Annotated in this window: 14 protein-coding genes; 13 read left to right on the top strand and 1 reads right to left on the bottom strand. The window is 33.0% G+C overall.

Going from position 1 to position 16459, the window contains the following annotated elements; all coding sequences use genetic code 11:
* Window positions 1–7 precede the first annotated feature (7 nt).
* The 9 genes from T537_RS0107430 (at window position 8) to T537_RS0107385 (ending at window position 10947) form a co-directional block, all read left to right on the top strand.
* The gene (locus tag T537_RS0107430) at window positions 8–511 is read left to right on the top strand and encodes an NUDIX hydrolase (RefSeq protein WP_031556990.1); all 504 of its coding nucleotides are present in this window, start codon (window positions 8–10) and stop codon (window positions 509–511) included.
* Between the two features lie 82 nt (window positions 512–593).
* Complete coding sequence (locus T537_RS0107425) at window positions 594–2330, top strand: ABC transporter ATP-binding protein (RefSeq protein WP_031556988.1); 1737 nt, start codon at window positions 594–596, stop codon at window positions 2328–2330.
* On the top strand, window positions 2323–4155 hold the full coding sequence (locus tag T537_RS0107420) for an ABC transporter ATP-binding protein (protein WP_242839171.1): 1833 nt from the start codon (window positions 2323–2325) through the stop codon (window positions 4153–4155). The genes T537_RS0107425 and T537_RS0107420 overlap by 8 nt, the downstream gene beginning before the upstream one ends.
* Before the next feature lie 107 nt (window positions 4156–4262).
* The gene (gene cls / locus T537_RS0107415; RefSeq protein WP_027438561.1) at window positions 4263–5828 is read left to right on the top strand and encodes a cardiolipin synthase; all 1566 of its coding nucleotides are present in this window, start codon (window positions 4263–4265) and stop codon (window positions 5826–5828) included.
* 85 nt (window positions 5829–5913) lie between these two features.
* On the top strand, window positions 5914–6789 hold the full coding sequence (locus T537_RS12435) for an NUDIX hydrolase (protein WP_051637184.1): 876 nt from the start codon (window positions 5914–5916) through the stop codon (window positions 6787–6789).
* An 11-nt stretch (window positions 6790–6800) separates the two neighbouring features.
* A complete protein-coding gene (locus tag T537_RS0107400; RefSeq protein WP_031556986.1) occupies window positions 6801–7142 on the top strand; it encodes a PadR family transcriptional regulator in 342 nt (113 codons plus the stop codon).
* Window positions 7143–7390: 248 nt separating this feature from the next.
* Window positions 7391–7750, top strand: coding sequence for a GntR family transcriptional regulator (locus T537_RS0107395; protein WP_027438563.1), 360 nt, complete (start codon window positions 7391–7393; stop codon window positions 7748–7750).
* Window positions 7751–8656: an ABC transporter ATP-binding protein gene (locus tag T537_RS0107390; protein WP_027438564.1), complete on the top strand. Its 906-nt coding sequence runs from the start codon at window positions 7751–7753 to the stop codon at window positions 8654–8656. It abuts the gene before it with no gap.
* A 149-nt stretch (window positions 8657–8805) separates the two neighbouring features.
* On the top strand, window positions 8806–10947 hold the full coding sequence (locus T537_RS0107385; RefSeq protein WP_031556984.1) for an ABC transporter permease: 2142 nt from the start codon (window positions 8806–8808) through the stop codon (window positions 10945–10947).
* An 81-nt stretch (window positions 10948–11028) separates the two neighbouring features.
* Here T537_RS0107385 and T537_RS0107380 read toward each other — a convergent pair whose 3' ends face one another.
* Window positions 11029–12366 carry an MATE family efflux transporter gene (locus T537_RS0107380; protein ID WP_031556982.1) on the bottom strand — a complete coding sequence of 446 codons (1338 nt, stop codon included), beginning with the start codon at window positions 12364–12366 and terminating at the stop codon, window positions 11029–11031.
* A gap of 231 nt (window positions 12367–12597) precedes the next feature.
* On the opposite strand from T537_RS0107380, the gene T537_RS0107375 reads away from it, so the two are divergent.
* From T537_RS0107375 to T537_RS0107360, 4 genes are all read left to right on the top strand, one after another.
* A complete protein-coding gene (locus T537_RS0107375; RefSeq protein ID WP_031556980.1) occupies window positions 12598–13023 on the top strand; it encodes a winged helix-turn-helix transcriptional regulator in 426 nt (141 codons plus the stop codon).
* 24 nt (window positions 13024–13047) lie between these two features.
* Entirely contained in the window at window positions 13048–13791 is a 744-nt protein-coding gene (sufC, locus tag T537_RS0107370) for a Fe-S cluster assembly ATPase SufC (protein WP_031556978.1), read from the top strand.
* Between the two features lie 31 nt (window positions 13792–13822).
* Complete coding sequence (gene sufB, locus T537_RS0107365; protein ID WP_031556976.1) at window positions 13823–15232, top strand: Fe-S cluster assembly protein SufB; 1410 nt, start codon at window positions 13823–13825, stop codon at window positions 15230–15232.
* A 134-nt stretch (window positions 15233–15366) separates the two neighbouring features.
* Window positions 15367–16449, top strand: a complete 1083-nt coding sequence (locus tag T537_RS0107360) for a SufB/SufD family protein (protein WP_051637183.1) — start codon at window positions 15367–15369, stop codon at window positions 16447–16449.
* Window positions 16450–16459: the final 10 nt, after the last annotated feature.

Below are 16459 nucleotides of genomic sequence, written 5' to 3'. Positions count from 1 at the left end.
TGAGTTAATGGAAATTTGGGACATCTACGATGTTAATAAGGAAAAGACAGGAAGAACAATGGTAAGAAATGACTGGAATATGCAGCCAGGAGATTATCATTTAACAGTATTAGGAGTTATAAAAAGACCAGATAATACTTTTTTAATTACAAGAAGAGTTCTAAGCAAAGCATGGGCTCCAGGTCATTGGGAGGTTTCAGGAGGTGCAGCCCTAAGCGGGGAAACATCCTTAGATGCTGTAAAAAGAGAGGTATTTGAGGAAACGGGTATAGATGTCTCTGAAGCTAAGGGAGGCTTTTGCTTTAGTTATAGAAGAGATAATCCTAAGGAAAAGGATAATTATTTCGTTGATATATACAGATTTGAGATGGATATTAATGAAAATGACGTTAAAATACAAAAAGAGGAAGCATTGGAATTTAAATTTGCGACTATAGAAGAAATCAAGGAAATTGCTGATAGAGGTGAGTTTTTACACTATGACAGTATTAAGAAGGTTTTTGAAGATTAGTGGCAATATTTATTAGTTCTTTAAAATGCTAATAAAATGACAGCTCTTATTAGGGTTGTCATTTTTTTATAAAGGAGAGGACATGTTAAAGTATATAAAAAAATACTGGTGGGCAGCCATTCTAGCTCCACTTTTTATGCTAGGTGAAGTCTTTATGGATTTAATGCAACCACGAATGATGAGTATAATTGTGGATGATGGTGTGCTTGGATTAAACAATAATGGTGTAGGTAATTTAAATTTGGTAATTCATACAGGACTTATGATGATAGCTTTTGTGGCTATAGGTGGAGTGTGCGGAATTCTATCAGGTGTTTTTGCTAATATAGCAGGACAAAATTTCGGTAATGACTTAAGAAAAGATATGTTTAATAGAATAATGTCTTTTTCTTTCAGTCAGACAGATAAATTTCAAACAGGATCATTAATTACTAGGGTTACCAATGATGTTACACAGGTTCAGACCTTTGTGCAAATGGCAATAAGAGGTTTTGTAAGAACCTTTATGCTTTTTATAGGTGGCCTTATTTGTATGCTTTCATTAAATCTTAGTTTTGGAGTAGTAATAGTAATTTCCCTACCTTTAATTATATTATGCGTGATTTATTTTATTTCAAAGGCAAACCCAAAGTTTAGTATTTTACAGAAAAAACTGGACAATTTAAATAACGTAATGCAAGAGAATGTGTCAGGATCAAGGGTTGTAAAAGCTTATGTCAGAGAAGATTATGAAATCAATAGATTTGAAAAAACTAATAAGGAATTAGTTGATACACAGCTTGATGTCTTACTTTTATTGTCCTTTATGACACCAATTATGAATATAATTCTTAATTATAGCGTTGTTGCTATTATTAAGGTAGGACAGATAAATGTTTATAGGGGAGTTGTTACACCAGGTGAGGTAATGGCAGCAATTACCTATGTTTCACAGGTTTTAAATGCAATTATGAGAATGAATATGATTTTCCAGACTGCATCAAGGGGAGTAGCTTCTTGGAGACGTATTAAAGAAGTGCTTGATTGTGTTCCAGTTATTAGGGATGGCAATTTTAATGGAAAGAAAGAGGCAAGAGGAAAAATAGAATTTGATCATGTTTCATTTGCTTATCCAACACAGGAAGAAACTATGATAATAAAGGATTTCAGTTTAGTTATAAATCCAGGTGAAACCATAGGAATTCTTGGGGAGACAGGCTGTGGTAAGTCAAGTTTGGTAAATTTAATTCCTAGATTTTATGATGTAACTGCTGGACGTATTCTTATAGATGATGTGGATGTTAGAGACTATAAGTTAAAAGATTTACGTGATTTAGTTTCTATAGCTTTGCAAAAAAGCGAAATTTTTAATCAGACCATAGGAGAGAATATTTCTTGGGGCAACAAAAAGGCTAGTTATGATGAAATAATGCATGCAGCCAACATAAGTATGGCAAGTGAATTTATTGATTCTAAGCCAGAGGGTATAGGCACAATGGTAAGTCAGGGTGGAACTAGTCTTTCTGGTGGACAAAAACAGAGAGTTGCCATTGCAAGAGCAGTGCTAAAAAAGGCTAGTATTTTAATTTTTGATGATGCCACATCAGCACTAGATTTAAAGACAGAGGCTAATCTTTATAAAAATCTTAATAGTGAATATCCTAATATGACTAAGATAATCGTAGCACAAAGAATAGCTTCAGTTAAGGATGCTGACAGGATCGTTATTATAGAGGATGGTAGATTATCAGCAGTTGGAAGTCATAGCGAACTTCTAGAAACTAGTGGAGTTTATAGGGATATCTATAATTCTCAGTTAGGAGGTAGTAAAGATGCCTAATGATAATATGAGCAAATCTGCAGATATAAAGAATTATAGTAAAATGATGGGTACAGGCCGTGGTGGCAAAAGAAATCTTATGGTTGAAAAACCTCAAGATGGTAAAAAAACCATAGTCCGTTTAATTAAATACTTTAAGAATGAATTAAATACACTAATAGTCTTATTATTTGCAGTAGTTATTGCATGTATAACATCAGTTTATGCTCCTAAATTGCAGAGTAATGCCATTGACTGCATAATTGCTAGAGATTTTAATAAGATAGCTCCTATACTCGTAATACTTCTTATAATTTATGGAATTTATAGTATAAGTTCTTTTATTCAGACTCGTTTAAGTGCTAAATTAAGCCAAAGAATAGTTGGAAAAATGCGTACAGATCTATTTGATTGTATTGTTAATTTGCCAATTAAGTATTTAGATTCCCACTCCCATGGGGATATTATGAGTAGGATGACCAACGATGTTGAGAATGTTTCTACAACTATTTCTCAAAGCTTATCCTCTCTTTTTTCAGGAGTTATAACAATTATAGCAACAGCAGTTATGATGATTTATTTGTGCCCAAGACTTGCAGTATTTTCCATGGTTACTGTAATTCTTACTTTACTTGTAACTAAGTTCTTATCTAAGGCCATGAGAACTTTTTATAAGAAAAAACAGCTTTTACTTGGAAGCCTAAATGGTACAATTGAAGAAATGGTAACAGGCTATAAGACAGTTACTGCCTATAATAGGCAAGATCAGGTTTTAAAGGATTTTGCTAAGACTTCTGATAATCTTACTAAGGTGGGAATTGTTGCAGAGGTACTAGCTAGTTCCATGGGACCTATAATGAATGTTATTAATAATATTGGCTTTGTGATTATTGCGGCCTTTGGAGGGTACTTCGCAATTAATGGCATTATTTCTGTTGGTATTATTTCTGCTTTTTTAGTTTACGCTAAGCAATTTGGAAGACCGATTGATGAAATTGCCAATATTTATGGACAAATTCAGACAGCAATTGCCGGTGCAGAAAGAGTATTTGCAGTAATGGATGAATCCCTTGAAGATAAGTCAGGTAGCCAAAAAATGGATGAGGCTAAGGGAGTTATTAGCTTTAAGAATGTCAATTTTTCCTATACTAAGGAAAAACAGGTGTTATACGATTTTAATTTAGAGGTTAAGGCAGGAGAAAAGGTGGCTTTAGTTGGGGCTACAGGTAGTGGTAAAACAACAGTAGTTAACCTACTTATGCGCTTTTATGATATAGACAGCGGTGAGATTTTAGTTGATAATGTTAATATAAAGGATATAGATTGTAATAATTTGCGTAAAAACACAGCTATTGTATTACAGGATACTGTGCTTTTTGCAGATACTGTTAAGAATAATATTAGATATTCTAATTTAGAGGCTAGTGATGAAGAGGTGGTTGATGCTTGTAAAATGAGCCGTTGCCACAATATGATTAATCACTTTAAAGGAAAATATGACTTTAGATTAGCAAAAGAGGGGCAGAATATTTCCCAAGGTCAACGCCAGTTATTAAGCATTGCCAGGGCATTTCTTGCAAAACCTAAAATTCTTATTTTAGACGAGGCTACATCCAATGTTGATACTAGAACTGAAAAACGAATTCAGGATGCCATGGTTAATCTTATGAAAAATAGAACAAGTTTAATTATTGCCCATAGAATTTCAACAATTCAGGATGCAGATTTAATTGTTGTTATGGATAATGGACGAATTGTGGAAAAGGGTAACCATAAGGAATTAATTAAGGCAAAGGGAAAATATTATGATTTGTATATGACACAATTTGCTGGGGTTGAGACTTAGGATATAGCTAATAATTAATTTACTATGAAGAAAGCCTAAGTGTGCTTGTAAAGATATTATTTTGTTGTAATATTAAGAAGAAATTATATGTATGAGGAATTTATAATATGTCAAATATACGAACAGAGAAAAAGACATCAGCCAAGAATAGCGCCAGTCGTTTATTTGTATCTGTATTTATGTTTATATTACAGATTGTATGGATTGAGGCGCTAGTCTATGCCTTGCGTGAACACGCAGAAAGATTGAATTTGATATTTATTGTTATTGCAATAATTGTTGTACTTAAGATGTATGTAAAAACAAGTAATGCAGCCCTTCGAACCCCATGGATTATTGCCATTTTAGCTTTTCCTATTATGGGTTTGCCTTTGTATTTTTTATATGGACAACCTATAATTACCAAAAAATCCAGGGCAAAATTTCAGACAATTACTGATTATATGAATCAATTTATGGTTCAAGATCAAGGGGTTGCCAATAGATTAGATAGTACAGATAAGGGGATTTCTAACGAATTTAAGTATTTATATAGACATATTGCTTTTCCGGTTTATGATGAGACAAAGGTAGAATATCATGAAAGAGCAGAAGACGGTTTAGAAAGCTTAATAGAAACCCTAGAGACAGCCAAGACATTTATCTTTATGGAATACCATGCAATAGAGGATGCAACGAGCTTTGGTAGAATTAAAGATGTTCTAATTAGAAAAGCTGCGGCAGGGGTTGAGGTAAGACTATTCTATGATGATGTTGGCAGTATCTTTTTCCTTAATAAGGATTTTATTAAGGAGATGCGAGCTAAAGGCATTCAATGTAGAGTGTTTAACCCTGTTGGGGTATTTTTTAATATGTTTATGAATAATAGAGACCATAGAAAAATCACAGTGGTTGACGGCATTTATGCTGTAACAGGTGGTTATAACTTAGCAGATGAGTATTTTAATATCACCCATCCTTATGGAGAATGGTATGATACAGGAATTAAGGTAACAGGAAAGGCTGTTAAGAATTACACCTTGATTTTTTTATCAATGTGGAATGCAATTAAGTTATCAGATACGGACTTTAATAAATATATAGATATAGATTTTTCTGAGGTTAAGTATTTAACAGATACAAGTAATGCCTATGTGTGCCCATATGCAGATGGCCCCTTTGGTAAAGATAGAGTTGGAGAAAATGTCTATCTTAATATGATAAAAAATGCCAAGACCTATGTATACATAACAACTCCTTATCTTATTATTACAGACGAGATGAGAAGGGAATTAACCCTTGCAGCAAGAAGGGGTGTTGATGTAAGGATTGTTACGCCTGGAATTCCTGATAAAAAGGTAACTTATTCCATGACACGTTCTTATTATGCTGGTCTAGTAAAGCATGGAGTTAAGATATATGAGTTTACACCAGGATTTATGCACGCTAAACAGTGGGTTTGTGATGATGAGATATCAGCAGTAAATACAATAAATATGGACTTTAGAAGCTTATATCATCACTTTGAAAATGGTACACTTATTTACGATAGAGAAGTGGCAGTTAAGGTTAGACAGAATTTTGAAGAAATTTTTGCAAGATCAGAAAATGTTTCTTTAAAATATTCGGATTATAAAAAGCAGCAACTTAGAATGAGTCAGTGTATTTTAAGATTAATTTCTCCATTGTTCTAAAGTTGATAATAGAAAATTAATAGTGTATATTTAACACATGAGACAGTTATCATGTCAATTTTATTTGATATAAAAGTGAGGTAATATGAGAGTAGAAACAGTTACTGTTAAAATTGATCATCCTTTAGGAAGTAATGATGAAGAAAACCCCTCGATAGTGTACCCTATAAATTGTGGCTACATTGAGAAAGAGGAAATGTCAGAATTAGACGGTGATTATAGTAAGCAGATGGCTTATGTATTAGGTGTGGACGTTCCGCTAGACGAATTTACCGGAGTTTTGACAGCTATTGTTAGAAGAAAGGATGATAGCGAGAATAATTCTGTTTGGATTATTGTTCCAGAGAACATTCATTATACTAGACAGCAATTAGAAGAGATGATTTACTTTAATGAACAGTATTATGAAAGTGAGCTAGAAATCATTGATGATGAAATCTGGGATGGATATGATTGCAATGAGCATAGACTTGGACTTGATGTAAAGAGAAGTCAGGCTAAATCATTACCAGACGGAGTATTCCATGTAGTAGTGCTAGTTTATACAATTGTAAATGAAACTAAGAAGATATTAGTTACACAGCGTTCTAGAAATAAGACCTATCCATTAAAGTGGGAAATCACAGGAGGCTCTATCTTAAAGGGAGAGGATGCTAGAAATGGCGCGTGTAGAGAGCTTTTAGAAGAAACTGGAATCAAGGCAAATCCAGAGGATTTAGTTCCTCTATATCAATTTGTGGATTCTAAAAAACATGTAATTTATCATAGTTATATTAATCCTATTGAGTCAGAACCAAAGATAACACTTCAGATTGGAGAGACAATGGATTATAAATTTGTTGATTATGAAGAATTTCATGCCATGGTAGAATCTGATAGGTTTGTTCCTTCAGAACAAAGACGTTATAGTCGTTTTAAGAATCAAATTGACAATAAGATGCTAGAATATTTAGAAAAGTAGGATATGGATTAATGGCGATTAATAAAAAGTATGAAAGACAGTTAAAAAAAGGAGTTTTTGAAATACTTGTTCTTCAATTACTTAGTGAACATGAGAAATATGGCTATGAGCTTTTAACTGAGATGAAAGCAAGAAGTAATGAGATGTTTACAGTAAAGGAGGGAACCCTTTATCCTATTCTTTATAGACTTGAAGACGAAGGCTTAGTTGTTTCTAAGTGGACAGAGCCTAAGGCAAGAGAAGTTAGTAGAAAGTACTATTCCATAACAATGCCAGGTTTGGTTGTGCTTGATGAATTAAAGGAATTATGGAAAAATTTTTCATCTAATGTGAATAATATTTTGCTTAATTAGGAATTTTAAGAGAAATGTAATTTTTACATTTCTCTTTTTTTTTATTGACAAATACAAATTTATGGTTAATAATATAACTGTACTAAGACAGATAGTACAGTTATAACACACTTTTATTTTGAATAGCAATCCCTGTAAATTAATGTTATCAACCTTTATCCCAAAAACACAGATGCAAATAGGGGGTTGCTATTTTTGTAATATTTATGATTTACTTGAAAGGCAAATGTATGAAAGGTGGGCAGAGAATGTTTAATATTGACGTTATGTCTCGTACGCCTGTTTATGAGCAACTTGTGGAACAAGTTGAAATGATGATCTTAACGGGAGTTATGAAATCTAATGATAAGATGCCTTCAGTTAGAAATTTATCGGGAAGTCTGAGTATAAATCCTAATACAATACAGAAAGCCTATACTGAGTTAGACAGAAAGGGTTTGATTACCTCTGTCCCTGGAAAAGGCTCTTTTATTTCAGTTAATGCCAAGGAAATAATTGGTAATGATAAGAGAGAAAAGTTTGATGATTTAAGGAGCCTGTTAGTTGAAATGAAGATGGCAGGTATTGGTAAAGATGAGATATTAGATCTTATTAGGGAGGTGTACTAGATGATAGAAATCAAGAATGTATGTAAGAAATTTGATCGTTTTGAGGCACTAAAAAATATATCAAGTAATATTGAAGAGGGCAGTATTTATGGTATGGTAGGTTCTAACGGTGCTGGAAAATCCACACTTTTAAGAGTATTAGCTGGTATTTATAAGCCAGATAATGGAGTTGTTGAATTTAATAGTAAGGTTGTTTATAACAATCCTGATGTTAAGAAGGATATTTGCTTTGTTGGGGATGAGCTATTTTTCTTACCGGGAGCTAATTTAAAAAATATGGCTTCTTTTTATAAAGATATTTATGACGATTTTAACATAGATAAATTCAAAGAATTAGTTGCAAGCTTTAAGCTAGATATAAGCAAGAATATTGGATATTTTTCTAAGGGAATGAGAAGACAGGCTGCAATTATTCTTGCTCTTTCAACCAATGCAAAATACCTATTGTTTGATGAAACTTTTGATGGACTAGATCCAGTTGTTAGAAGACATGTTAAGAATTTATTATATGACAAGGTTTTACAAGGAGAGACAACTATAATTATTAGTTCTCATTCATTACGTGAATTAGAGGATTTATGTGACCATCTTATATTAATACATCAGGGGGGACTTGTGCTTGATAGCGATGTGTTAGATTTAAAGACTCATAAATTTAAGGTTCAGGTTGCCTTTAAAGAAGATTTTGATAAGACAAAATTTGACGGATTTGAGATTATTAACTTTGTTAAGCAGGGTTCAGTAGCTAACATAATTATTAATGGCAACAAAGATGAAGTATATGACAGACTTTCTAGTTTAAACCCTATACTTCTTGAAATATTACCATTGACCCTTGAAGAAGTATTCATATACGAAATGGAGAGTCTAGGGTATTGTTGCAAGCTCGAAGAGCTTGCAATGTAGCCCCACGTGGCCGAAGGCGCTGCAATCGTGGGGTTCCAAAAATTGTTGCAAGCTCGAAGAGCTTGCAATGTAGCCCCACGCAGCCGAAGGCGCTGCAATCGTGGGGTTCCAAAAATTGTTGCAATCTCGAAGAGTTGGGAGGCTAATTAATGAACGATAAGAAGATTTTTAGTTTTAATTTATATAAAAGCGTTTTTTTACAGATAAAAATCATTGGAATTATAGGAATTGTGCTTTCCGTTTTTATTTCATGTACAAGAATTATTAATGAAGCTAGTTCTTATAAAGCATATTTAAAGCATACTGATACTTATGGGAAAATCATTGTTTCTGGAGTTACAGACAATGAATACCTAGTTGTTATAATTCCCTTTATTATACTGACGTTGGGAATTTTAATATGGCATTTTCAAAATACTCGTAGTGGATCGGATTTTTATCATTCCTTACCATATACACGTAATGCCTTATTTTTAAGTAGATTTCTAGCTGCAACTAGCTGGTTTTTCTTAATTATATTATCAAGTTTAGTGTCACAGCTTATATGTTACGGTTTTAATAGTCAGTGGTATGTAATTGATACTAAGGGAATTATACTTATGCATATAAGTATGTTCTTATATGGCTTTCAGGCTTTATGTGCCATTTCTCTTGGCTGTGCTCTTACAGGAAATGTGCTAAGTAACTGTATTACATCAGGTATGATAATTTTTCTACCTAGGTTTATTACAAGCTTAGCTTTTGAATTAATTGATTCAGCAACAATTCTTAGAGTAAATAACGTTCCTGGGCTGCTTAATAATAGATATAATCTGGATGTGGGAATAATATTTTCAGACTTAGGATTTAATCAGGACTTTGATTTTACGGAAATAGTTACATGTAAGGCAAGTTACGTATATACAATTATTTTATCAATAATATATTTGCTGCTTGCAATGATAGTGTTTAATAAGAGAAAATCTGAATATGCAGGTCAGGGAGCAATTAGTAAACCAGTAAGATTTGTTATTTGCGTTGCTATAGTTACAGCAATAAATATAGTTTCCTTTGTGACATTTATTAATTCAGAAGGCGGATACCAGGATGTATGGGAAATAGTTGCTACAATACTAGTAACTATATTTGTTCTTGGACTTTATGAATTTGTTTCATCTAAGAGAATTTCATATATTTATAAGGCAATTCCAGGATTTATAGTTGGACTTGTGCTAACGATTTTAATATCATTTGGATTGGATTTTATAATTGATAATATTAATAACTACACTCCAACCTTAGATAATACAAAGTCTGTAACCCTTAGTGTGATGTGTAATAACATTAATGCGATAGAAACTAACTATTTAATAAGTCAGACTAAGTCCATTGAAATAAAGGATGAAGAGGTAATAGATATTCTTTCTAATGCATTTGAAAAATCGAAGGAACAAGCCAAAAAAGATAATTTTGATTTTGCAAGTGAGGAAAGAAACATAGCCGTAATTGTGGGATTTAAGGGATTTATTTTTGATAACAAGAGAATTGTATGGCTAAATGAGGATGAAATTAATAACTTGGCAGCTAGACTTGAGTCAAATGCTAAATATAAAAAAGTATATTATGATTATCCTGATGTTAAGAAGGTTTCTGTTAACTATGATGGTCCTTTTGAATTAGATTATAATAAGGCAAATGAAGTATATAGTATTGCTGTACAGGAATTAAAATCTTTAGATTTTAAGGATTGTTTCTATGCAAGACTTACTAATAGTTATAATGATTTTAATGTGGATTTTTCAAGAAATGGTAAGAAATATAATGTATCAATTCCATTGTCACAGGATTACACACCTGAAGCCATGTCAGAAATGATGAATTATAGAATCGATGAACTAAATAGTAATACTGAATTAAAAAATGAGCTTATAAAAAAACTTGAAGGCATTAGTAATGATTCAAGTGTAGATTTATTTGACTATGGAGCAGAGTTTAGCCTTACAAATGGCAAGAAATACAGTATTAGATTTGCACTACACTCATATAGTTGCAAGGATAGAGCATCTATTACGGCACATGAATATTCTCTAAGCGAGCAAGACAAAAAAGAAATTATAGAAACTGCTATAGAGGCTTTAAAGACAGGTCAAAGTATAGAGAAAATTGATGCTAATGATAAATTCTTGTGTGTGTATGTAAGTCGTATATATGATGATGACTATTATGAAAACTATGATGCTTATTATCAAGATGAAGACTTAAATGAAGTAAGTGATTATATTTATTTTATAAATATGAAAGATAAATACTAAAGAAAAATATTATAATATCCGCATAAAATATGCCAGGATAAAGGTTAATCCTTTATCTTGGCGTATTTTTTTATAAATAGATTAGGATTGGATGTAGTTGCCGCTTTTAATATTTCTAATGAGTAGTGGTAATTCAGCAATTAACATGCCAATCCATCCAATTAAGTATGCGTATGGGAAGGCACTAATGCCAAATTTAAAGAAGTAAACAAGTATAAAGCAGGCAATTATTCTGCCAAACATATTAACAAAGCTGCTTATTAGTGTGATTTTTAAATCGCCAATTCCTCTAAAGTAGCCTTGAACACCATTGGTAATTGCAGGTAGCAAATAGCAAAAGGCAATGATATGTAGGTATGTCACACCTTCTGCGATTACTGTGCTATCTGTTGAGAAGATTCTCATTAAAGGATTTGCTAGTAAATAACATACAAGTAAAACCATGAATCCATATATAAGTTCTAATTTCATACCTTCAAAGAATCCTTGTTTAACACGCTTGTAATCTTTAGCACCTCTGTTTTGGGCCATGAGACTTGTCATGGCATGACCAATATTTTGTTCAGGGGTGTAGGCAAAATCATCGATTCTATTAACAATAGTAAATGCAGCAGCAACAGCAACACCCATGGAGTTAGCAATTGCCTGAATTACAACTTTTCCTGCTTGAACAGTTGCCTGTTGCATAGCAGATGCCCATCCATAGCTTATGGTCTTTTTAAGTAAGCTCGTATCAAATATAATCCAATCTTTTCTAAGGTCTAGGAGTGGAACTTTTTTCTTAATGTAAATAATACAAAAAAGCACACTTAAAAATTCACTGATAACAGTTGCAATTGCACATCCATTGCTACCAAGATTAAATATAATAACAAATAGCAAGTCTCCAATTATATTAATAATTGCACTTGCAACTAGGAAATAAAGCGGGGTTGTGCTATCGCCTAGGGCACGAAGTGTACTTGATAAGAAATTGTATCCATAGGTAAAAATTAGACCTAAAAATACAATTCGCATATAGCTTGTTGCTTCCTGTAATGCAGATGAATCGATTTGTAGCATTATAAGAATTTCTGGAGCAAGTATTATGCACACAAGGCTTATAAAGATTGAGAAAAATAGGCCTGCAAGCATTGTGGTACTAATCTGTCTTTTTAAGGTTTTGTAATCCTTAGCGCCAAATTGAACGCCCATTAGGATTCCGGCACCAAGACAAAGTCCGTTAAGAAGCTTAATCATAAGGCTTGTAATAGGATTGGCAGTACCAACAGCAACTAATGCAGTAGCACCAACAAATCTACCAACGATAATACTATCCACTGCGTTGTATGTTAATTGAAATATATTTCCAATTACAAGTGGTATTGTGAAATTAACTAGTAAGGGAAGTATTTTTCCCTTGGTAAGATCTTTAGTCATAATTAATTCTTAATATATCCTTTCGTGATTTAATAAAATGTTAACTTTTCCCAGTAAAATCCAATACTATTATTTTTAATAGTAGCTTGTATTTTTAATAGTATGGTGATATAATTCCATAAAAGTTCAACACAGGACATTATATTACTGCTAAAAGTAACATACAAGATTGAACTTTTGTTTACATTAGATAATTAAATTAAAAGTGAAAGATAAATTTGTGAGGTGCGCATGAAAGAAGACAAGAAGAAGAATATTTATTGCCCAATTGAATATGGATTCCAGGTTTTTGGTGGAAAGTGGAAATCAAGAGCAATCTGTGTATTAAACGATAAGGGAACCCTTAGATACAACCAGTTAAGGGACGAAATGTCAGAAATAACAGATGGAATGCTTGCTTCAACTCTTAAGGAACTTATGCAGGAACATATTATTGAGAGAAAGCAATATGATGAAATACCACCAAGAGTTGAATATGGTTTAACAGATAAGGGTAAGAGCATTATTCCTATCTTAAACACAATTAGAGAGTGGTCGCTAGAACAGTTTAAATTAGAGGCTGCAACTAATTTTGAACAGGCAAAGATAAGATTAGAGGAAGCTAGAAAAGCAGATAAACAAAAGTGTTTTGATAGCATTAACCCTGATAAGAAATAGTTAAGTATATAGGAGGTATAAAAAATGGCAAATACTATTCTAGAAGTAAAGGATATAAAGGCAAGAGTTGAGGATAAGGAAATCCTTCATGGACTAAATCTTCTTGTAAAGGAAGGAGAAACACATGTAATTATGGGACCTAATGGAGCTGGTAAGTCAACACTAGGTAATGTATTAATGGGTAATCCTAAGTATGAGAAGATTTCAGGTCAGATTATCTTTAATGGTGATGATATTACAGAAAGCAAGACTGATGAAATTGCTAAGAAGGGAATGTTCCTTTCTTTCCAGAATCCAATTGAGGTTCCTGGAATTACACTTTCTAATTTTATTAGAAATGCTTACCAGAATAGAAATGGTGGAAGAATAAGACTTTGGGATTTTAAGAAGGATTTGGAAAAATCCATGGAATTACTCTCAATGGATAAGTCTTATGCTAACAGAGACTTAAATGTAGGTTTTTCAGGTGGTGAGAAAAAGAAGGCTGAAATCTTACAGCTACTTATGTTAAAGCCAAATCTTGCAATATTAGATGAAACAGATTCAGGACTTGACGTAGATGCAGTAAAGACAGTATCTGAAGGAATTAAAGCATATAAAGAGAAGGTTGGTGGAGCTTTAATCATTATTACTCATAGTACAAGAATTCTTGAATCTCTTGATGTGGATTATACACACATCTTGGTAGATGGAAAAATTGTAAAATCAGGTGATGCTTCCCTTGTTGATGAAATCAACAATAATGGTTTTGAAAATTACATTAACTAGATTTATAAACTAAATCTAATAAGGAGGTATTATGAAGGAAAAGACATATGTTGAAGATATAAATAGAAGTATTTATGACTTTAGAAATGAAGATAAAGATGCATATAAGCTAGATGGTGGACTGTCAGAAGAAATCGTAAGACAGATTTCTAAGGAAAAAAACGATGTTGATTGGATGTTGGATTTAAGACTTAAGTCACTTAAGATTTTTAATGAGACTCCTTTCCCACAGTGGGGTCCATCAATAGATGGTTTAAATATGGACAAGATTGTTACTTATGTTCGTCCAAAGGATAATAAGATGAGAGCTAATTGGGAAGAGGTCCCAACAGAAATAAAGGATACCTTTGAAAAACTTGGAATCCCTCAGGCAGAAAGAGAATCTCTAGCAGGTGTAGGTGCACAGTATGACTCAGAGCTTGTATATCACAATGTTCGTAAGGAAGTTGCTGAAGCTGGTGTAATCTATACAGATTTAGAAAGTGCAACTCATGGAGAGTATGGAGATATGATACGAGAGCATTTTATGAAATTAGTTCCTCCAACAGATCATAAGTTTGCAGCACTTCACGGAGCAGTTTGGTCAGGAGGTTCATTCGTATATGTTCCAAAGGGAGTTAAGGTAGAGATTCCGCTTCAGTCATATTTTAGACTTAATGCTCCAGGAGCTGGTCAGTTTGAACATACGTTAATTATTGTAGATGAAGGAGCTGATTTACACTTTATAGAAGGATGTTCAGCACCAAAATATAACGTAGCTAACTTACATGCCGGCTGTGTAGAACTTTTTGTAGGAAAGAATGCAACTCTTCGTTATTCCACAATAGAGAACTGGTCTAAGAATATGTACAACCTAAATACTAAGAGAGCTTTAGTAGAAGAGGGTGGTACAATTCAGTGGATATCAGGATCTTTTGGCTCTCATGTATCTTACCTTTATCCAACTTCAGTGTTACAGGGAAAGGGTGCAAAATCTGAATTTACAGGTGTAACCTTCTCAGGTGAAGGACAGGATTTAGATACAGGATGTAAGGTTATTCATAACGCAGAGAATACAACAAGTTATATAAATACCAGATCAATTTCAAAATCAGGTGGTGGAAATACATTTAGAAGCTCAGTTAATATTAAGCCTCAGGCAAAAAATTCAAAGTCTTCTGTAAGTTGTGCCTCATTAATGCTTGATGATATTTCAAGGTCAGACACAATACCAGCAATGGATATTAGAACTAAGGATGCAGATGTAGGACATGAAGCTAAGATAGGAAGCATAAGTGATGATACTGTATTTTATCTTATGTCCCGTGGCCTTTCAGAAGATGATGCCAAAGCATTAATTGTAAGTGGATTTGCAGATAATGTATCAAAGGAATTACCACTAGAGTATGCAGTGGAAATGAATAATCTAATCCGCCTAGAAATGAAAGGTGCGATTGGTTAGTGATCAAAGGAGGGACCCACGAAGTGGGAGGATCCCTTTGATCTTGTTGCATCCCAGCGCAAAGCGCATCTCATGGATGCAACTCCCAAAAAAAACCACCGGAATTGGTAACGTGAATTAAAGGAGGGACCCGTATGTATATAAATCATTTACCAGCTGAAACATGGAATTGGCTTAAAATGAATGGTAGCGAAGTTGTTGGCATTCCTAAATTACAAAACAGTATTTTTACATCTGATAAAAATGGTGATATAGATAATACTCTTGATTCATTAACTAGAAGAAATATTGATGCAAGAGATAATGGTGCAATGAGAATTGCAGCAGCAAATAAGGTGAATATTACAGGGGTTGGCCCTGATATGGATAATCTATTATTTGATAACAATATCACTTTAAATAGATATGAAATAAATAAGGGTGATTCTAATGTCCTTAAATTAAAGTGGACTGTTAAGAATCAGAGCGCATGGGCAAGTGCAATTGAAATAGTAGTTAAGAAAAATTGTAAGGCTGTTGTTTTTGAAGAATTTGAAAGTGAAAGTGAAGTAAGTGCACATCTAGCCATTCAGACTAAGATAGTCTTAGAAGAGGGTGCAAGTATTAATCTTATTCAGCTTCAAAGAATGGGATCAGGTGTAACTTTTATTAATGACATAGGATCTATGCAGGATGAGAAGAGCACATTTGATTTAAAAGAGGTTATTATAGGAGCTTCAAAGACCTATTTAGGTTCAAGATCTAATTTAGTAGGTGATAATTCCGAATTTAATGCAGAAGTTGCATATTTAGTAGAGAATAAAGATAAATTAGATATGAATTTTGTGGAATTCCAGAAGGGCAAAAAAACTAATTCAAACCTTGATGTAAAAGGAATTCTTAGAGACGAAGCCTTTAAGATTTTTAGAGGAACAATTGATTTTATTAGAGGTTGTGCAGGTTCAAAGGGAAGCGAGTTAGAAGATGTATTGCTTCTTGATGATACAATAGTAAACCAAACAATACCGCTTATTCTTTGTGACGAGGAAGATGTTGAAGGTGATCATGGGGCAACTATTGGACAGATTGATGATGAGAAACTTTTTTATTTAAAATCAAGAGGAATAAAAGAAGAGGATATATATGAAATGCTTGCAAAAGCAAGACTTCATTCAGTTATTAGTAAAATTTCCGATGAGGAGATAAGAAATAAGTGGGAATCATTTATTTCTGAATAGTCTAATAAAT

The sequence above is a fragment of the Lachnospira multipara LB2003 genome (assembly GCF_000702205.1).
Classification (GTDB): domain Bacteria; phylum Bacillota; class Clostridia; order Lachnospirales; family Lachnospiraceae; genus Lachnospira; species Lachnospira multipara_A.
Note: the sequence above shows the minus strand (reverse complement) of the source record. Positions and strands in the feature narration are given on the sequence as shown.